Consider the following 20,970-nt stretch of genomic DNA (forward strand, 5'->3'; position numbering starts at 1 on the left):
TTTTTGAATGAGGTGAAATAGATATTAGCTCTAATTAGCCCCGATGGCAGCAAGTATCCTTTATATTGTGTTATGAAAAGTTAATTTTTAATAGGTCTTCTGTACAATAAAAAGATACTGCAAACAGCGGGAAGATTGTGGATAGTAAATTGAAATGTTCTGCTCCTAAAAAAATAAAGCACAAAAAAAAAGCTCCGCAAATTGCGGAGCTTTCTATATTCAAAAAGTTTCAAGAAATTATTTTTTCTCTGACTTTTCCATTTTAGCTTTCAATGCTGCTAATACATCATTGTTATCACCTAAAGTTGCAGCTGGTGCATTTGTAGATGTTGAAGCTGATGAAGTATTTTCAGTAGCTGTTTTCACATTTTTCTCTTCTTCTTCACGGAAGATAGCAGTGTGAGATGCAACAACTCTTTTGAATTCTTTGTTGAATTCAATTACTTTGAAATCAGCTGATTCTCCTTTTTTCAATTTCTTACCGTCTTCTTTTTCAAGGTGACGTGTAGGAATGAAAGCAACGATATCATCTCCGAATTCTACAGTAGCTCCTTTGTCAACGATTTCAGAAATTTCACCTGTGTGGATAGTTCCAACTGCGAAAGAATCTTCATATTGATCCCAAGGATTAGCAGTAGTTTGTTTGTGACCTAAAGATAATTTACGTCCTTCAACATCTAATTCTAATACTACTACGTCTAATTTTTCACCAACATTTACAAATTCAGATGGGTGTTTGATTTTCTTAGTCCAAGATAAGTCAGAGATGTAAATTAATCCATCAATTCCTTCTTCTAATTCTACGAAAATTCCAAAGTTTGTAAAGTTTCTAACGATACCTGTATGTTTAGAACCTACTGGGTATTTAGCAGTGATATCAGTCCAAGGATCTTGAGACAATTGTTTGATACCTAATGACATTTTACGGTCATCTCTGTCTAATGTTAAGATAACAGCTTCAACAACATCACCTACTTTTACGAAATCTTGAGCAGAACGTAAATGAGTAGACCAAGACATTTCAGAAACGTGGATTAAACCTTCAACACCTTCAGCAACTTCGATGAAAGCACCGTAATCAGCGATTACAACTACTTTACCTTTTACTTTGTCTCCAATTGCTAATTTAGCATCTAGAGCATCCCAAGGGTGCGCGTTCAATTGTTTCAATCCTAATTGAATTCTTGTTTTCTCATCATCGAAATCAAGGATTACAACATTTAATTTTTGGTCTAATTCCAATACTTCAGATGGGTGGTTGATTCTTGACCAAGAAAGGTCAGTAATGTGAATCAATCCATCAACTCCACCTAAATCAATAAAGACACCATAAGAAGTAATGTTTTTAACAACACCTTCTAATACTTGTCCTTTTTGTAATTGACCGATGATTTCTTTTTTCTGGATTTCAATATCTGCTTCAATAAGCGCTTTATGAGAAACAACAACATTTTTGAATTCGTGGTTAATTTTTACCACTTTGAATTCCATCATTTTGTTTACATATACATCGTAGTCTCTAATTGGTTTAACATCAATTTGAGATCCTGGTAAAAACGCTTCAATTCCGAAAACGTCAACGATCATACCACCTTTAGTTCTGCATTTTACAAAACCATTAACGATTTCTCCTGTTTCGTTAGCCGAAATAACTCTATCCCATGATTTGATAGTACGTGCTTTTCTGTGAGATAACACTAATTGACCAGTTTTGTCCTCACGGATGTCAATTAATACTTCAACAGTATCACCTACTTTTAAGCTTGGGTTGTAACGGAATTCGTTCAATGAAATAACACCTTCCGATTTTGCGTTGATATCAACGATAACGTCTCTATCTGTAATTCTAACAACTGTACCATCAACCACTTCTTCTTGATCCGTAGCGATAAATGTTTTTGAAACTAGTTCTTCGAATTCTAATAAGTTTTTCTCGTCAACAGCATCAATACCTTCTTCGAAATTGTGCCAGTTAAAATTTGCTAAAAACTCTTCTTGTGATTTTACTTGTTCAGACATGCTGATTAAAAATTTGTATTCTGTATTCTCTCGAGTTTCTTAATGTGCTAGAAAACAACAGAAGTTGTTTGTATAATTAGTTGAACCCTAAAGGAAACTCTTATTCACCAAAAGGACTGCAAAAGTAACACATTTATCTTAAACTGCAAAATTTTACAGACAAGATAATCAATTGAGAATCAGGAGCAGAACTTTTTTGGATTTTATAGAACTTCCACTCCCGCTTTTCGTTGCAATCTCCCGAAAAAAATCGGGGGGATTTCCACTGCAGTCGGGGCTAATTATGACGTTTGGGCATTTTCAGCAATAAAAAACCCAATAACTATTAAGGCTATCGGGTAAATTTTATAAAAAAAGGATTTTAATGCTTAATTTCTCCTGAAACTTTTGGCCCAAATTTATCTTTAAAAACAAAAGGAAAAATGATGGCAAGAACCAAAGCATACGCTGCAAAAGTGATCCAGATATGAAACCAGTCTTTGCTTCCATCAGCCATAGTAAAATATTTTTGAATAATATAACCACTAGCAAAACTTCCTATTAATGCTCCAAAACCATTTACCATCATCATAAACATACCTTGCGCACTTCCTCTGATTTTTGAATCCGTTTGTGTTTCCACAAATAAAGAACCCGAAATATTAAAAAAGTCAAAAGCCATTCCGTAAACAATGCAAGACATAATAATCATCCAAAGTCCATCTGACGGATTTCCAAAAGCAAACAATCCAAACCGCAATACCCAAGCCAGCATACTAAACAACATCACATATTTAATACCAAATTTTCTAAGAAAAAATGGAATTGCCAATATGAACAGTGTTTCTGAAACTTGTGAAATCGACATGATTATAGCAGGGTATTTCACTGCAATAGTATTCTTGTAGGCATCAACAGTAGCAAAATCGTGAATGTAAGTATCTCCATATGCGTTAGTCAATTGCAAAGCAGCACCCAATAACATAGAGAATATAAAGAAAATGGCAAATTTCTGTTGTTTAAACAATTTAAAAGCATTCAATCCCAAAGCTTGCGTAAAAGAAGCCCCTTTTTCGCCCTTACACATTGGAGGACATTTAGGAAGTGTAAATGCATAAATCCCTAATAAAAACGAAACAATTCCTGCTATATAAAATTGATTTGCAGAAGTTTCATTATGAGTTAAACTAACCACCCAAAGTGCAATAATAAAACCTATTGTTCCCCAGATTCTAATAGGTGGATAATCTTTTACAACATCCATATCTTTTGCAATTAATGCATTATAAGCTACCGTTATTGACAAGGAAATTGTTGGCATGTAGAAAAACATATTCACTAACATGACCCAGAAAAAAGTAGTAGGATTATCTACTTGAGGTATGCAAAACAAAGCTATTGCACCAAAAAAATGAAGCAAACCATATAGTTTTTCAGCATTAATAAATCGATCTGAAATAATTCCTGTTAAAGCGGGCATAAAAACCGAAGAAATTCCCATTGTTGAAAATATGATTCCAAACTCGGTTCCAGACCAATGTTTGTTATTAAACCAATACGCACCAATAGTAAGTAACCAAGAACCCCAAATAAAAAACTGAAGGAAGTTCATTAATACCAACCTGTTTTTAATTCCCATACAATGAATTGTTTTTTTAATTTAAAAAAGTAACAAGACGTAAATCTAATATTAAAAAAGAGATCTACAAAAGATTAAAGTGTTTTAACAACTTCATCAACTAAATCCAAAACAACTTTAAATTGTTCTTCACGAGTAAGGTAAGAATTATCGATTTCAATAGCGTCATCAGCCATCACCAAAGGCGAATCCTTTCGGTGTGTATCAATATAATCGCGCTCTTCTACATTTTTTAATACTTCTTCATACGTAACTGAATCTCCTTTTTCCTGTAATTCATCAAAACGTCTTTGTGCTCGGGTATCGGCACCTGCCGTCATAAAAATTTTAAGTTCTGCATCCGGAAAAACTACGGTTCCAATATCTCTTCCGTCCATAACAATTGCTTTATCTTTTCCCATTTCTTTTTGTTGCTCCACTAATTTGGCACGAACTTCCGATATTTCAGCCACTTTGCTTACAAAATTAGAAACTTCGATAGTTCTTATTTCCTTTTCAACATTGACATCATTCAAATACATTTCAGCAAAACCCAAATCAGGATTGAATTTGAACTGTAATTTTATACTTGGCAAACTGTTAATTAATGTTTCTTTATCAAAAGAATCCGCATTTATGTATCCGTTTTGCATTGCAAAAAACGTAACAGCGCGATACATGGCTCCTGTATCCACATATACATATCCCAAGTGATTTGCAAGCTGTTTTGCTAATGTACTTTTTCCTGTGGATGAAAATCCGTCAATTGCTATTGTAATTTTTTTATCCAAAATAATATTATTGTAAGTTAATAGTCAATCCAAATAAGCTCGTATTACCCGCTAATGTATACTTGGAATACGAATAATTAAATTTTAATTTATTCATTTTTAATCCAAAACCCAAAGAGACTCCCGAAAAATTGCGTTGTTCCAAAAGTCGTAATTCTTCTGCTCTGCGAAAATTATATCCCACGCGAATATTAAACGCTTTTTTAGGAAAAAGCTCTACTCCCATTATTACATGGCGTAATGCATTATTTATAACGGATACTTTTTCATCTGTCGAACTTCCGTCAATTGATGTTTCGGCTCTTTCAGGATTAGAAAAAGCAATATTCCATTGTTGCAAATTCTCCAAAGTAAGATGCCAGCGAATGGGTACATTTTCTAATTCTTGTGAAACTCCCGCAATAATTTCGAGTGGCAATTTTTCGTTTGTACCATTGTAAGTAGTAATTTGAGTTCCTATATTTCGTATTGCCAGGCCCCAATTAACTTCGTTTCTTTCATCTATAAAAAGAGCCCCTATATCAATCGCTCCACCAAAAGAACTATAACTTTCTAAATTCGAAGATATCAATTTTACATTAGCTCCTAAATGAATCGTAGTGTTAGGAATGTTATACGCATAACCAAAAGAAAGAGCAATTTCACTTCCTGTAAATGAAGCTGTAGTTTGACCATTTTCATCATAGCCATCAAAATTACCATAATTAACGTAATTGACACCAGCCTGAAAAGTCTGCAAATGCCGGTCATAGGTATAAGCATATGAAGCCGTTCCGTAGGTGACTTCCTTATAGTAACTTCCATAATTTAAAGCCAGATGGTTATCCATATCAGGATTTAATGTTGCCGGATTAAAATTGACCTGATTCACATCATCGTCATAAATTGTAACTGTTTTTCCTCCTAAAGCAGCTTGTCTTGGCGAAGTAACTAAGTTTAAAAACTGATAGGTGTACTTCCCTCCTATTTGACTATAAGATACAGTGCAAATAAAAACTAAGGAGTATGATAAAAGTTTTTTTAACATGCTTTAAATCGCGATTTATGTAAGGTAAAACGCAAATGCGAAGATAAAATTATAAATACAATAAACAGCAAATTTCCAACTCGTAATTATAAATAAAAATTCCAAATCCCAAGCACTGCAGAACAGGTTTTAGAATTTGGAATTTATTTCTTATTGCTTGTTATCTGTTATTTCAGATCTTTTGCATTTTTAACATTCTGATCAGTCAAAGCATATTTAAGCACTTCGCTCATTTCTTTAACATAATGAAAAGTCAATCCTTCAAGGTATTCTGATTTTATTTCATCAATATCGCTTTTGTTTTCGTGACACAGAATAATTTCTTTGATATTAGCTCTTTTGGCCGCCAAAATCTTTTCTTTTATTCCTCCTACTGGTAAAACTTTTCCACGTAATGTGATTTCACCTGTCATTGCCAAGTTTTTCTTCACTCGTTTTTGTGTAAACAACGAAACTAGTGAAGTCAACATCGCAATTCCGGCACTAGGACCATCCTTGGGAGTAGCACCTTCCGGAACGTGCAAATGGATATTATATTTTGTAAGTATCTCCGAATCCAATCCTAAAAACTTCGCGTTTGCCTTAATGTATTCTAAAGCAATTGTTGCTGATTCTTTCATAACCGTACCTAAATTCCCGGTAATTGTCATGGTTCCTTTTCCTGGAGAAAGCAACGATTCAATAAAAAGAATATCACCGCCTACAGAAGTCCAAGCCAAACCAGTTACCACGCCGGCAACATCATTGTTCTCGTACTTGTCTCTTTCTAATCTTGGAACCCCAAGTGTTTTTATAATATCTTCGTCAGTTACTTTCTTGTTATACGGTTCTTCCATTGCAACAGATTTAGCTGCATTACGAATTACTTGAGCAATTTTTGCCTCTAAACCACGAACTCCGGATTCACGAGTATATCCTTCCACAATTTTCTCCAATTGTTTTTTTCCAATGGTTAAATCTTTGGTAGTCAAACCATGTTCTTTCAATTGTCTTGGAAACAAATGCTGACGTGCAATTTCTACTTTTTCTTCAATCGTATAACCTGACATTTTAATGATTTCCATTCTGTCTTTCAACGCAGGTTGAATCGCAGCCATATTATTTGAGGTAGCGATAAACATCACTTTCGATAAATCATATCCCATTTCCAGGAAATTATCATAAAACGAATTGTTTTGTTCCGGATCTAAAACTTCCAGTAATGCCGAAGAGGGATCACCTTGATTACTATTCGATAATTTATCGATTTCATCTAAAACAAATACAGGATTTGAGGTTCCGGCTTTTTTCAAACTTTGGATAATTCTTCCTGGCATAGCGCCAATGTAGGTTTTTCTGTGCCCGCGAATCTCTGCTTCATCCCGCAAACCACCAAGAGAAATTCTAACATATTTTCTACCTAATGCTTCTGCAATAGATCTTCCAATAGACGTTTTTCCAACACCCGGAGGTCCTGTCAAACAAATTATTGGTGATTTCATATCATTTCGCAATTTTAAAACTGCCAAATGTTCAATCATTCTTTTCTTAACATCTTCAAGACCAAAGTGATCTCTATCCAAGATTTTTTGTGCTTTCTTTAAATCGAAATCATCCTTAGAATATTCATCCCAAGGCAATTCCAAAAATAATTCTAAATAGTTTCTTTGAATACCAAAATCTGGCGCTTGAGGATTCATGCGACGCATTTTAGACAATTCTTTTTCGAAGTGTTTTTTAGTTTTTTCGTCCCATTTCTTAGTCAAAGACTTCTGCAACATTTCATCCATTTCTTCTTCCTGTGAAACACCACCCAATTCTTCTTGGATTGTTTTCATTTGTTGATGAAGGAAATATTCGCGTTGTTGTTGGTCTAAATCAAAACGAACTTTGGATTGAATATCGTTCTTCAATTCGAGTTTTTGCAATTCAATATTCATATAACGCAAAGTTTCTAAAGCCCTAACTTTTAACTCATTAATAGCTAATAAATCTTGCTTTTCTTTAACCGTTAAATTCATATTAGAAGTGACAAAATTGATCAAAAATGATTGGCTTTCAATATTTTTAATCGCAAAAGTAGCTTCACTAGGAATATTTGGACTTTCTTTTATAATTTGAATTGCTAATTCTTTAACAGAATCGAGAATCGCTATAAATTCTGTATCCTGTTTTTTTGGTCTTTTTTCAGAAACTTCTTTAACTTTTGCTGTTATATAAGGACTTTCAGCAACTATTGAATCAATTTCAAATCTTTTTTTCCCTTGAAGTATAACAGTAACATTCCCATCGGGCATTTTTAAAACCCTTAAAATTCTAGCTACAGTACCAATATTATGAATGTCTTCTGGAGTTGGATCCTCGTCTTGCTCATTTTTCTGAGCTACAACACCAATGATTTTACCAACTGCGTTGGCGTCATTGATTAATTTAATTGATTTATCACGTCCCGCAGTAATTGGAATAACAACTCCTGGAAATAAAACCATGTTACGCAATGGCAAAATAGGCAAAGAATCTGGCAATGCTTCATTATTCATTTCCTCCTCATCTTCGCGAGTCAATAAAGGAATTAAATCTGCTTCAGAATCAAATTCTTGAAGTGACAGATTGTCAATAGTAAGTATTTTATGATTTGACATATATTATTTAAGTCTTTTTGTCATTAAAAATTTTAATTTGTCAAGCAAATATAAAGTATCATAGTAGTAATTTTAAATAAAACGATATATAACATGATTAATTAGCTTGACACTAAAATAGTCAATCATTATGCCAAAGTGTAAGTAAAATCGATTACATCTTCTTACAAATAAAGAAAAAATTGAGAAATTATAATTAATAAAATAACTGTTTTTTAAAGTGTAAAAAATAAAAAAGGAAAGTAATATTTTGTATTTTATTAATCTAGAGCACTGTTTTTTGGAACTCTTTTTAATAAAACAACACCCATTATAAAAAACACTCCTAAGAAAACTATCGCAAATCTAGGACTTCCGGTAATTTGGTCAATAATTCCATAAACTAACATTCCGATAACAATTCCAATTTTTTCAGAAACATCAAAAAAACTAAAAAAGGAAGCCGTATCTTCGGTCTCTGGTAATAATTTAGAATAAGTTGAACGTGATAAAGCCTGAATTCCTCCCATTACAAGTCCTACTAAACCGGCCATGATATAAAAATGTATTGGCAAAGTTATAAAATAAGCTGCTGCACATAATAAAACCCAAAAGCAATTAATGACTATCAATGTAGAAATATTACCAAATTTCTCTGAAGCTTTTGAGGTTAAAACCGCACCAACAATGGCTACTAACTGAATTAATAAAATACAAATAATTAAACCTGTTGTACTTTCACTTTTCGATGCCCAAGTAATTTCTTGTGCCCCAAAATAAGTAGCAATAAGCATAACTGTCTGAACAGCCATACTATAAACAAAAAAACTAACAAGATATTTTTTTAAAGCACTATTTTCTTCCAATAAATGCCACACTTTTTTTAATTCTTTAAATCCATTAAAAACTAGAGCTTTACTCACTTTCCTTTCAGCACTCATGCTTCCTTTTGGTAAATAATAATATGTATATTGACTAAAGACAATCCACCAGATTCCTACCATTATAAAGGAATACCGCATGGCTTTCATTGCTGCTTCACCTTTGGTACCGCTAATCCCAAAAATATCAGGCATCATAATCATGGCTAAATTGACGATTAGTAAAATAACGCTTCCTGCATAACCATAAGAATATCCTTTGGCACTGGTTTCATCTTGTTGCTCAACAAAAGCTATATCAGGCAAATAAGAATTGTAAAACACTAAACTTCCCCAAAATCCTATTAAACCTAAAAAATAAAATAATAAACTGATATAAATATTTTCTAAACTAAACCAATACAATCCCACACAAGATAAAGCTCCTAAATAGCAAAAAAACTTCATGAACGCTTTTTTGTTTCCTACATAATCGGAGATTCCTGATAACAAAGGAGAAATTAGCGCCACTACTAAAAAGGCAAAAGCTGTAACAAAACTAATCAAAGCCGAGTTTTTAACACTAAAACCAAAAACGGATATATAATGATTACTATCTGAAAATAAAGCTTCATAAAAGATAGGAAAGACTGCAGACGAAATCACTAATGGATAAACTGAATTAGCCCAATCATAAAAAGCCCAAGCATTTAATAATTTTTTACTCCCTTTTGGTAAATCTGCCATGTTTCTTTTTTTAAAATGCGAATTTATTTATTTTTTATTTAGGATGATTCAAAAAGTAAATAATTTGACATTAATAAATCGTTATTAACTCATAATCAAATCTATAACATTGCAGTTAAAATAAAAAAATAGGCTATTCTCGTTTGATGAGAATAGCCTATTTAAATCTTCATTAAATATTGTAATAATGAATATACATTAACAATACCTTTTTATCTGTAAATAACTCCAACTTTAGCAGCTAATGCTTTCGCTTCCGGAATCAATGCTTTTAAATTTGCAATTCTGGTAGCATCAGATGGGTGTGTACTCATAAATTCTGGTGGTGATTGTCCTGCAGATTGTGCTGCCATTCTTTGCCAAAACATTACTGAATCATCTGGATTATAACCTGCAATTGCCATTAATGTAAGTCCAATTTTATCGGCTTCACTTTCATGACTTCTGCTAAATGGAAGCATTACTCCTACTTGAGATCCTAATCCATAATATTGTTGCCACATTTGTTGTTTTTCGGCACTTTGACTTCCCGTCGCTACTGCAACTCCTACAGCTCCCAATTGTTGCAATTGAGCAGCGCTCATTCTTTGTGCACCGTGATTTGCCAATGCATGAGAAACTTCATGCCCCATTACGGTAGCTAAACCCGCATCATCTTTAGTTATTGGTAATATACCTGAATAAACAACGATTTTTCCTCCTGGCATACACCAAGCATTAACTTCTTTGTTCTCTATTAATTTATATTCCCAACGATAATCATTCAAATATTGTGATTGTCCTAAGTAGGTCAAATATTTTTCTGCAGCTGCTTTAATTCGCATACCAACTGTCTCTACTCTTCTAGCATCAGCTGTTCCTGTAATAACTTTATTTTCCTTCAAAAAAGTTCCATATTGTTGAAAAGATGATGGAAACAACTCACTGTTAGAAACAAAATTCAGACTTTTTTTCCCTGTAAGAGGATTTGTAGCACAAGAATAAAGTAATCCCACTGCAAAAATTCCTAGTAATAAGTTCTTTTTCATGATTTTATGTTTTATTTTTATACAAAAATACAACTATTTATGAATTTTTTATTTACATAATTAAATCAAAATGTATCAATTTTTTGTTATTACCCAATTATATGCAACTCTGTAAAACCTTTATAAACAACCAAATAACCTTCATTTCCGAAAGTTTTTTCATCAAATAAAACTTTCTCATTGTCAATTTCAATTTCTTTAACTTTAAATGGCAATCCAACTAGATTTATTTTATACTTTGAATAATTGGTGTCATATTTTCCTTCTTTATGCAACTGAATGATGAGTTCTTTTTCCTTACCGATTGTTTGAAATGATAGAAAGCTGTATCTTCCTTTTTTATAATCATATCCATCTTGAGCATCCTCATAAACTACTGACTTTTCTTTCCCTTTTTTGTAATAGATATCTAATGTTAACTCGTCAAATTCCAGTTCTCCAACATACTGTTGAATAGGATATTTTGGAATAACAGCACCCGCTTTTACAAAAAGTGGAATTTCATCAAATTTAGTATCCACCCAAATTTCTTTTCCTCCTTTAACTTCTTCATTTGTCCAATAATTATACCACTGTCCACGAGGAATATACATTCTTCTCCCTAAAGAATTAGGTTCTAAAATAGGGCAAACTAAAATTTGATTTCCAAAAACAAATTCGTCATTTCTATAATGTGTTTGAATATCATCTTGATCATAATATACCAATGGCTTTAACATAGGAATTCCTTCTTCAATATATTGCCAAAACATGGTGTACAAATAAGGCAATAATTGATAGCGTAAGCTGACGAACTTTCTGGTGATATCAATCACTTCTTCATCAAATGCCCAAGGTTCTTGATCGCCGTGATCCCCAGAAGAGTGGGTTCTGCAAAAAGGATGAAAAACCCCTAATTGAATCCAGCGTGCGTACAATTCTCCCGAAGGCTGCTCTGCAAACCCTCCAATATCTGATCCGGTAAAACCCATTCCTGAAATAGACATGCGTTGCACTTGAATGTTTGCAATCCATAAGTGCTCCCAAGTGGCAACATTATCACCAGTCCAAGATGACGTGTATCGTTGTGCTCCTGCATATGCTGATCTTGTAATGACAAAAGGTCTTTTTGGGTACGCAAATCTTTTTACACCATGATAGGTAGCTCTTGCCATTTGTGTACCATAAATATTGTGCGCTTTTCTATGGCTGCATGGATTTCCATCATAATCATGACGCACATCCATAGGGAATGTTTTATTAGGAACCTCCATAACGGCAGGCTCGTTCATATCATTCCACACTCCTTTTACACCTATTTCTGAAATTAATTCTTTGAATAATCCTGCCCACCATTCTCTCACTGCGGGATTTGTATAATCAGGGAAATTGCATTCTCCAGGCCATACTTTTCCTTTCATATAAGGACCGTCAGCTCTTTTGCAGAAATAATCATTTTTTAAGGCCTCTTTATATATGGAGTATTCTTTGTCAATTTTTATTCCCGGATCAATGATTACAACGGTTTTAAAACCATCCTCGGCTAATTCTGCTACCATTCTTTTTGGATCAGGAAAATATTCTTTATTCCAAGTGAAACATCGAAACCCTTCCATATAATCTATATCCAAATACAGCGCATCGCATGGAATTTTCAATTCCCTAAATTTGGCAGCAACTTCTTTTAAATTACTTTCTGGATAATAACTCCATTTGCATTGGTGATATCCAAGTGCCCAAAGTGGCGGCAATTCCGGTTTACCTGTCAAATCAGTAAATGTGGTTACAACATCCTGCATTTGCGGACCATAAATAAAATAATAATTCATTTCTCCACCTTCAGCCCAATAACTGGCTACATTTCTTCTTTCATGACAAAAATCAAAATAAGTTCTGAAAGTATTATCGAAGAAAATTCCGTAAGATTTCTTGTTATGTAATCCAATGTAAAACGGAACTACTTTATATAATGGCTCTTGGTCTTTTTGAAAAGCATATTGATCTGTAGCAAAATTCTCCAGTCTTTTCCCTTTCAAATTCAATTGGGTTGCTTTATCGCCAAGTCCGTAAAAACATTCTCCATCTTTGGAAGACTTACTCATTTTTACGATATTACCGCCATATTCATAGCTTTCTTCCCAATGAAAACCCAATTCATCTTCTAAAATGAGATTGTCTTTCAAATCAAAAATAGATAATCTCATATCTGCTTTTTGAATCCGACATTGCACTTTACTAGTTTTTACCTGATAGTAATCTTCCACTTCAGAAACCTCAAGAAAATTATATCCATGAGAATGGCTTTTGTCAATAGCATACGAAAAATCGTTACTAAAATATCCTTTTGTAGTGAATCTAAAACGGATTAAACTATCTCTTAACACAGTTACTTTTAATATTACACTATTATCGGTATGAAAACATACGGAATCTACTTCATGTTCAAAAGCAACTATTTTTGTGGGATATAAATCTCCTTTATATTCTAATTCTGTATTTGTAATCATTTTTTGTGGTATTAATTTCTCTGTCACTTCGCAACTCAAACTTACAAAAATACTTTGTAAACAGCTGCATATCTTACGTTTATTAACGAAAACGTTGTAATTTTTAGGACATAGTAATACCAAATCACATTACTAATTATTTTCATTTAATATGGAAATAATTAGTAATGTGATTTGGTATTATAAGTAAAAATTTATTTATGAAATTTTAAAAACAGTTACACTTAAAGGCGGCAAAAGCAATTCTGTAGAATAATCCCTTCCGTCATAAGGCATTGCTTCAATTGTCAATTTTTTAGGGTTTGAAAGACCACTTCCTCCATAAATTGCGGCGTCACTATTAAAAATCTCGGTTAATTTACCTTTTCTCGGTAAACCAATGCGATAATTAGGACGAACTATTTGGGTATAATTGCAAACTACAATTACATCGTCTTTTTGGTTATTCCCTTTTCGAATGAAAGACATTACTGCATTTTGATGATCTGAATAATTAATCCATTCGAATCCTTCTGGACTAAATTGTTTTTCATGCAAAGCAGGTTGCGTTTTATACAATTTATTCAAATCAGTAATCAATTTCTTCACCCCTTCATGGAATGGATATTGCAATAGATGCCAATCTAAACTTCCTTCAAAATTCCATTCACTGCTTTGTCCAAATTCACTCCCCATAAACAATAATTTGGTTCCGGGATGCATGAACATATAACCATACAACAATCTTAAATTCGCAAATTTCTGCCATTCATCTCCAGGCATTCTTCCTGCAATTGATTTTTTTCCATAAACTACCTCGTCATGGGAAAGCGGCAACATGAAATTTTCAGAAAAAGTATAGGTCATCGAAAAAGTCAAATCGTTTTGATGGTATTTTCTATACACAGTATCTTTTTGGAAATATTCCAAAGTATCGTGCATCCATCCCATCATCCATTTCATTCCAAAACCTAAACCACCAACCGATGTTGGTCTTGAAACCATAGGAAAAGAAGTACTTTCCTCGGCAATGGTTTGAACTCCTTCATAATTTAGATAAACAGCTTCATTAAATTCCTTTAAGAAACTTATGGTATCAAGATTTTCTCTTCCTCCGTAAATATTGGGTTCCCATTCTCCATCATTTCTGGAATAATCCAAATATAACATGGAAGCAACAGCATCAACACGCAACGCATCGGCATGATAATGTTGTAACCAGAATAACGCATTACTGATAAGAAATGAACGAACTTCATTTCGACCATAATTAAAAACCAGACTTTTCCAATCCGGATGATACCCTTTTCTACGGTCAGGATGTTCAAAAAGATTAGATCCATCAAAAAACCCTAAACCATGTGCATCATCAGGAAAATGAGAAGGCACCCAGTCCAGAATTACTCCAATTCCTGCCTCGTGCAATTTATCAACCAAGACCATAAAATCTTGTGGTTTTCCAAAACGAGAAGTGGGAGCAAAATAACCAACTAATTGGTAGCCCCAAGAAGGATCGTAAGGATACTCCATTATAGGCATAAACTCCACATGAGTAAAGCCTGTTTCTTTTACATAATTTACTAAATCCTCTGCAAACTCGAGGTACGTCAAAAAACGGTTTTCTTCAGCATGACGCTTCCATGAACCTAAATGTACTTCATATACTGAATAGGGCTTGTCCAAACCATTATGATTTTGACGTGTTTCCATCCAGTTATTATCGTTCCATTTATAATCTAAATCCCAAACTACTGAGGCAGTATGTGGTGGTTTTTCACAGTAAAAAGCAAAAGGATCTGCTTTTTCAGTTACAATTCCTCCGTTATTGGATTCTATTTTATATTTATAGGTTGCTCCTTTTTTAATATTTGGAATAAACCCTTCCCAAATACCAGATGAATCCCAACGTACATGCAACAGATGTTCGCCTTGTGTCCAAAAATTGAAATCACCAACAACAGATACCGAATGAGCTGTAGGAGCCCAAACGGCAAAATAAACACCTTCTACTCCATCAACTGTTATTAGATGTGCGCCTAGTTTTTCGTAGAGTCGGAAATGTTTCCCTGCTTTAAATAAATCGATATCAAAATCTGTAAAAAGGGAATGCGAGATAACTTTACTCATATAACAATTGTATAATTCTATTTTTATAAAATGAACAGAATATTATTTTAAGAAAAAACAGTTTTTAAATTTACTTTATGATATAATTGTCAGGTATAACTGCACCTTTTTTAATAACAACAATTCCGTCTTTAATAGCATATAATTCATTAGAAAAATCTTCTAAATGACTGCCTCCATTGATGTAAACATCATTACCAATTCTGCAATTCTTGTCCACGAGAGCATTGTTTATAAAACATCTTTCTCCAATACCTATTAATTGTTTGTTGTTTTTGAGATCCTCATTCATATCACAAATATTCTGATAGAAATCATTACCCATTACATAACAATTTTGGATTATAGTTCCCTCACCTATTCTGGATCTAATACCAATCACGGAATGATTTATTTCTTTAGCATTCAATATACATCCTTCGGAAATTAACGATTTGTCAACTGTTGTTTTCTGGAATTTAGATGGAGGTAACAATCTGGGTCTTGTGTAAATTTTATTATCGTTATCAAATAAATTAAATTTAGGCAAGTCTTCTGTTAATCCAATATTAGCTTCAAAAAAAGAATCTATATTACCAATGTCAGTCCAATACCCTTCATATTGATAACTTAATATCTTTTTATGGCCTACTGCTTGTGGAATAATTTCTTTACCAAAATCTTTAGTTTCCTTATTGGACATTATGTCTACCAACAATTTTTTGTTGAATATATAGATTCCCATCGAAGCCAAATAATGTTTTCCTTCACTCTTCATTTGCTCGCTCACATCCGATTCCCAATCTGGCAACAATTCTTTTGCAGGTTTCTCAATGAAAGATTCAATACAACTTTCGGTGTTTGTTTTTAATATTCCAAATTCAGGAGCATCTTTTGCATTTACCGGTAAGGTAGCAATCGTAATATCAGCTTCTTTTCTAATATGCTCCTCTAACATATCATTAAAATCCATTTGATACAACTGATCTCCGGAAAGTATCAATGCATAATCAAAATCATGATTCAGGAAATGAGGCATACATTGTCTTACAGCATCTGCAGTTCCTTGAAACCAAGTAGGATTATCAGGAGTTTGTTCTGCAGCAAGAATATCAACAAAGGCATGGCTAAAAATACTAAAATTATACGTATTTTTAATGTGAGCATTTAAAGAAGCCGAGTTGAATTGCGTCAAAACAAACATCCTATAAATATCCGAATTCATACAATTTGAAATAGGAATATCGACCAATCTATATTTACCCCCTATCGGCACAGCTGGTTTAGATCTTGTTTCTGTCAATGGGTATAATCTGGATCCTTGCCCTCCACCTAAAATAATTGCAATAACATTTTTCTTTTTAGCTTTCATTTCTTCTTAATTATTAAATTGTACATTTCTATATATTCCTGACAGACTCTTTCCCAAGAATGATCCGTGCTCATTCCTATTTTTCTGATTTTATTTAAATGTTTCTTATCGTCATATAAATCGACTGCTCTTTGAATCGAATAACAAACATCTCCCACTGTTGCCTGATCATGACAAATTCCATTTCCATCATCTCCAAAATCAACAACCGTATCCTTTAACCCTCCTGTCCTTCTTACAATAGGAATTGTTCCATATCGCAAAGAATACATTTGATTTAAGCCACATGGTTCCACTCTTGAAGGCATTAATAGAAAATCAGAGCCCGCGTAAATTAAATGAGCTAATTCTTCATTATATCCTATAAAAGTATTGTAATTACCTTTATAATCCGCCAATAAACTATTCAGTTGATTTTCAATAATTGGATTTCCCGATCCTAGAATTAAAATATTAATTTGGTTATAATTTTCAGATAATGCAAGTGCTGCAACATGCGGTAATAAATCGCCTCCTTTTTCTTCTAATAATCTTCCAATAAAACTAAAAAGTGGTTTTGTAGGATCTAAATTAAAGAGCTTACATAATTTCTCTTTATTTTCTTGTTTGCCTTTTTCAAAATTTTTAATTGAATAGTTTTTTTCCAGCATCACATCTTTGGCAGGATCCCAAACTTCAATATCAATTCCGTTTAAAATCCCTCTGGATTTATAGCGTACCAAATTAAACAAGGATTCTAATCCATTAGCCGAATAATTTATTTCATTTAAATAATTTGGAGAAACCGTCGTCACCGCCCAAGCGCATTTAATTCCTACAGCGAGTGAATTGATACATTTATCCCATTCCAAAACATTCACATGAGCCAAATCAAACTCTGGTATGTAATGCAATTTGTCAAATCCAAACTGTCCTTGATACAAACCATTATGAATGGTAATCATAGAAGGTGTATTTCGCAGTTTTTCATATTTATGACAATACAACATCATAAAAGGAACCAAACCCGTGTGATGATCATGACAATTGATAACGTCCGGGACGTCATTTCTTCCAATTATCCAATCTAAAGTGGCAATTTGGAATGATAAAAATCGTTCAACATCATCTTCATAGCCATAGACATCTTTTCTGTCAAATAATTCTGCTATTTCTACTAAATACAATTCAAATCCTAGCTTATCTGTTTTTTCTTTCAGAACGCTAAAAGGGAAATTAAAACTCCCTAATTTTACATGACCCCAATGAACACATTCAAATTCATTTTCGTTTCTGAACTTTGAATCATAACAAGGGATTACAACTCTTACAAGGTGCCCGGCATTATTTTGATATTTTGGTAATGCACCAACAACATCGGCTAAACCTCCTACTTTTGCTACTGGGTAACACTCTGCACTGATATGAAATATTTCCATTTATGAAATTTTGTTGTTTTTCAGTTAATTATAATGCTATTCAGGTATTTTTTTTGACAATTCTAAAATATTTAATATTTCCGTCTTTTATGTTAATCCCAATAAAAACTTTATAAAAAATACTACTTTTATGTTTTCTAAATTTAGTAAAAAAAATTTAACATAATAACCCGCATGAAAATTTATTGAAATGACAAAAAACTCTTCTATTCATACACAATCATTGAAAATTCCTAAGATTATCTTACTAACTAGTAAATTAATCTCGTTTATTTCACCAAAATTAATAACATTATTTGCCGCTAAACTGTTTACTACCCCCATAAAACATAAAATTCCAAAAAGAGAATTGGAAATGGATCGAAATAGTACTCAAAAATTAATCAAGATTCCGGCAATTAACAAAGAAGTCATTTTATACCAATATGGAAAAAGTGAAAAGAAAATTTTATTAGTTCACGGTTGGTCTGGACGTGGAACACAATTATTCAAAATAGCTGACGAGTTACTGAAAGCTGGATATTCCACAATTAGTTTTGATGCACCCGCACATGGAAAATCACCCGGAAAAAACACCATTATGGTTGATTTTATTGCTGCAATTTTAGAGATTGACAAGCAATTTGGTCCTTTCGAAGCTGCAATTGGTCATTCATTAGGAGGAATGTCAGTTTTAAATTCTGTAAAAAAAGGATTAAAAGTTAATCATGTAGTGGTGATTGGCAGTGGTGATGTCGTACAAGATATTATGGATGATTTTATAGCAAAATTAAAATTGAAACCCAATATAAGTACGCGTTTACGTTTGCATTTCGAAAAGAAATATAAGGAAGACATGAATAGTTTTTCCGCTTATTTAGCTGCAAAAGAAACTACGATACCGGTTTTAGTCATCCATGACAATAATGATCCCGAAGTTCCGGTAACAGCAGGAATACACATTCACAAATACCTAAAAAATGGAACGTTATTTCTAACCGATGGATTAGGACATAGAAAAATTCTTGGCAATCCTAAAGTAATTGAAAAGACAGTTCAATTCATTCAAAACAAATAGCTGTCTTAAAACGTTATAAAAAAAAATTAAAATCATGAAATATCCTATCGAAAAAACTGAACAAGAATGGAAAGAAAAATTGGGAGAGGAACGCTATCGAATTCTTCGTCAAAAAGGAACTGAGTACCCACACACCGGAACATATAACCTACATTACGAAAAAGGAACGTATTGCTGTGGTGCCTGTGGAGAAGCATTATTTGAAAGTGATTCCAAATTTGATGCGCATTGCGGTTGGCCTTCATTTAACGAATCAATTCCTGGTAAAGTACAATACATTTCGGATGTCACACACGGAATGAAACGTAATGAAATTCTTTGTGCTAATTGTGGTAGCCACCTCGGACATGTATTTGATGACGGACCTACCAAAACAGGACAACGGTATTGCGTAAATTCATTATCAGTAGACTTTAAAGAATAATATCATGGATTTATTTGGAAACTCAAGTGATTGGGCTAAAAAATTAGAACCAATTCTAACAAAATACAAAGGAAGAAAACATCCGTTAGACCATCATAATTTGTACCAATTATTGGTAATGGTGGTGCTTTCGGCACAAGATTCTGATGCCCATATCAATAAAATTGCTCCTGCTTTATTTGAAGCTTATCCTAATATGGAAAGTTTGGCCGTATCAAATCTGGATGCATTAATTCCTTACATCTCTAGTGTCAGGAATTTTGGTAATAAAGCCAAATGGTTATTGGAAATTGCTCAAACCATCCAAAAAGACGAAAACATTCCGCTCACCATGGAGGATTTAGTTGCCTTAAAAGGCATTGGACGAAAATCAGCCAATGTAATTATGCGTGAGGCAAAAATTCCTGCGCAAGGAATTATAGCTGATTTACATGTTATTCGTGTTGCTCCCAGAATTGGAATAATCACAGAAACCAAGGATGGAATTAAAGCCGAAAAACGACTCATGCAAGTGCTCCCAAATGAAATCTGGGGCGAAATTGGAATGGCAATTTCATTCCTGGGGAGAGAAATTTGCCGTCCGACTCCGAAATGCCCCGAATGTCCCATTAATTTGATTTGTAAGTATTATAAAGAGCATTATCAATAGTATTTGGTTCATCCAGAAGATGTTTCAGGGCGTGACCTTCTCGAAAAAGTCAGGTCGGGCTATCCGTTTCAAGTCCTCGTCCCCTTGAGTTTGAGACTCAACGGGACTGTGGGCTTTTCACTGCTATTCCTCACGCAAAAAATATCATACTAACAAATATTTTATACGAGGAATTATTGCAATAAGCAGTCTAAATACTATTACATATCATTCTCAAAAATAAAATTCAAAAATTCTGATGCTTTGAATAACCATAATTTTCACAAAGATATCAATCCCTAATAATAATTTTCATATCCAATTATACATTCATAAAATATCACTCTATAGAGTTATAATACAAAAATCCTTGCCAAATAATGACAAGGATTCTTTAAAGGAAGTCCATAAGCATGCTCTAATTTAAATTCAGATTACTTTTATAATAAAAAGAAAGTTCTTATAGTAATCGTAAAATAAAAAAACTTCAGCCAGCGTTAGCCAACTGAAGTTTCATGTACTCAGAGCGGGACTTGAACCCGCACGAACATTGCTGTTCACTGGATTTTAAGTCCAGCGTGTCTACCAATTTCACCATCCGAGCATTATGTGGTACCTCCAGGGATCGAACCAGGGACACATGGATTTTCAGTCCATTGCTCTACCATCTGAGCTAAGGTACCAGTATACTTTCCTTATAATGAAAGTATGAATAAAAAAGCCTATCTTTTCAGATAGGCTTTTCAAAGAAAGGCGACGACATACTCTCCCACATAACTGCAGTACCATCTGCGCAGGCGGGCTTAACTACTCTGTTCGGGATGGGAAGAG

General features: G+C 33.4%; 14 protein-coding genes, 2 tRNA genes and 1 rRNA gene. 3 read left to right on the forward strand and 14 right to left on the reverse strand.

Translation table 11 applies throughout. The features are described from left to right. Nucleotides 1-237: 237 nt before the first annotated feature. The 11 genes from rpsA to ACM55K_RS14915 all read right to left on the reverse strand — a co-directional run bounded on the left by rpsA (nucleotide 238) and on the right by ACM55K_RS14915 (nucleotide 18,030). Entirely contained in the window at nucleotides 238-2,019 is a 1,782-nt protein-coding gene (rpsA, locus tag ACM55K_RS14865) for a 30S ribosomal protein S1 (RefSeq protein WP_416851051.1), read from the reverse strand. A gap of 361 nt (nucleotides 2,020-2,380) precedes the next feature. Further along, on the reverse strand, nucleotides 2,381-3,637 hold the full coding sequence (locus tag ACM55K_RS14870) for a nucleoside permease (protein ID WP_416851052.1): 1,257 nt from the start codon (nucleotides 3,635-3,637) through the stop codon (nucleotides 2,381-2,383). A gap of 74 nt (nucleotides 3,638-3,711) precedes the next feature. Then, entirely contained in the window at nucleotides 3,712-4,407 is a 696-nt protein-coding gene (cmk, locus tag ACM55K_RS14875; RefSeq protein ID WP_416851053.1) for a (d)CMP kinase, read from the reverse strand. Nucleotides 4,408-4,414: 7 nt separating this feature from the next. Further along, entirely contained in the window at nucleotides 4,415-5,434 is a 1,020-nt protein-coding gene (gene porQ, locus ACM55K_RS14880; protein WP_416851054.1) for a type IX secretion system protein PorQ, read from the reverse strand. Between the two features lie 167 nt (nucleotides 5,435-5,601). Continuing rightward, nucleotides 5,602-8,055 carry an endopeptidase La gene (gene lon, locus ACM55K_RS14885; RefSeq protein ID WP_416851055.1) on the reverse strand — a complete coding sequence of 818 codons (2,454 nt, stop codon included), beginning with the start codon at nucleotides 8,053-8,055 and terminating at the stop codon, nucleotides 5,602-5,604. A gap of 260 nt (nucleotides 8,056-8,315) precedes the next feature. Beyond that, complete coding sequence (locus tag ACM55K_RS14890; RefSeq protein ID WP_416851056.1) at nucleotides 8,316-9,641, reverse strand: MFS transporter; 1,326 nt, start codon at nucleotides 9,639-9,641, stop codon at nucleotides 8,316-8,318. A 212-nt stretch (nucleotides 9,642-9,853) separates the two neighbouring features. Beyond that, the gene (locus tag ACM55K_RS14895; RefSeq protein ID WP_416851057.1) at nucleotides 9,854-10,669 is read right to left on the reverse strand and encodes a M48 family metallopeptidase; all 816 of its coding nucleotides are present in this window, start codon (nucleotides 10,667-10,669) and stop codon (nucleotides 9,854-9,856) included. Nucleotides 10,670-10,758: 89 nt separating this feature from the next. Then, complete coding sequence (locus tag ACM55K_RS14900) at nucleotides 10,759-13,155, reverse strand: glycoside hydrolase family 31 protein (RefSeq protein ID WP_416851058.1); 2,397 nt, start codon at nucleotides 13,153-13,155, stop codon at nucleotides 10,759-10,761. A gap of 198 nt (nucleotides 13,156-13,353) precedes the next feature. After that, nucleotides 13,354-15,261 carry a 1,4-alpha-glucan branching protein GlgB gene (gene glgB, locus ACM55K_RS14905; protein ID WP_416851059.1) on the reverse strand — a complete coding sequence of 636 codons (1,908 nt, stop codon included), beginning with the start codon at nucleotides 15,259-15,261 and terminating at the stop codon, nucleotides 13,354-13,356. A 70-nt stretch (nucleotides 15,262-15,331) separates the two neighbouring features. Continuing rightward, nucleotides 15,332-16,612: a glucose-1-phosphate adenylyltransferase gene (locus ACM55K_RS14910; protein ID WP_416851060.1), complete on the reverse strand. Its 1,281-nt coding sequence runs from the start codon at nucleotides 16,610-16,612 to the stop codon at nucleotides 15,332-15,334. After that, complete coding sequence (locus ACM55K_RS14915) at nucleotides 16,609-18,030, reverse strand: glycogen synthase (RefSeq protein WP_416851061.1); 1,422 nt, start codon at nucleotides 18,028-18,030, stop codon at nucleotides 16,609-16,611. The genes ACM55K_RS14910 and ACM55K_RS14915 overlap by 4 nt, the downstream gene beginning before the upstream one ends. Before the next feature lie 190 nt (nucleotides 18,031-18,220). Here ACM55K_RS14915 and ACM55K_RS14920 point away from each other — a divergent pair, with 190 nt between their 5' ends. From ACM55K_RS14920 to ACM55K_RS14930, 3 genes are read left to right on the forward strand one after another with little or no spacing between them, the layout of a single operon-like run. Next, nucleotides 18,221-19,087, forward strand: coding sequence for an alpha/beta fold hydrolase (locus ACM55K_RS14920; RefSeq protein WP_416851062.1), 867 nt, complete (start codon nucleotides 18,221-18,223; stop codon nucleotides 19,085-19,087). 34 nt (nucleotides 19,088-19,121) lie between these two features. After that, on the forward strand, nucleotides 19,122-19,511 hold the full coding sequence (gene msrB, locus ACM55K_RS14925; protein ID WP_416851063.1) for a peptide-methionine (R)-S-oxide reductase MsrB: 390 nt from the start codon (nucleotides 19,122-19,124) through the stop codon (nucleotides 19,509-19,511). A 4-nt stretch (nucleotides 19,512-19,515) separates the two neighbouring features. Next, nucleotides 19,516-20,160, forward strand: coding sequence for an endonuclease III domain-containing protein (locus tag ACM55K_RS14930; RefSeq protein ID WP_416851064.1), 645 nt, complete (start codon nucleotides 19,516-19,518; stop codon nucleotides 20,158-20,160). 497 nt (nucleotides 20,161-20,657) lie between these two features. Here the strand turns inward: ACM55K_RS14930 and ACM55K_RS14935 are convergent. The 3 genes from ACM55K_RS14935 to rrf form a co-directional block, all read right to left on the reverse strand. Then, a tRNA-Leu gene (locus ACM55K_RS14935) sits at nucleotides 20,658-20,743 on the reverse strand. A gap of 6 nt (nucleotides 20,744-20,749) precedes the next feature. Continuing rightward, a tRNA-Phe gene (locus ACM55K_RS14940) sits at nucleotides 20,750-20,822 on the reverse strand. 65 nt (nucleotides 20,823-20,887) lie between these two features. After that, nucleotides 20,888-20,970, reverse strand: a 5S ribosomal RNA gene (rrf, locus tag ACM55K_RS14945); the annotation flags it as partial.

Origin of the sequence: Flavobacterium arabinosi, from assembly GCF_048158725.1 — a bacterium.
Lineage (GTDB): Bacteria > Bacteroidota > Bacteroidia > Flavobacteriales > Flavobacteriaceae > Flavobacterium > Flavobacterium arabinosi.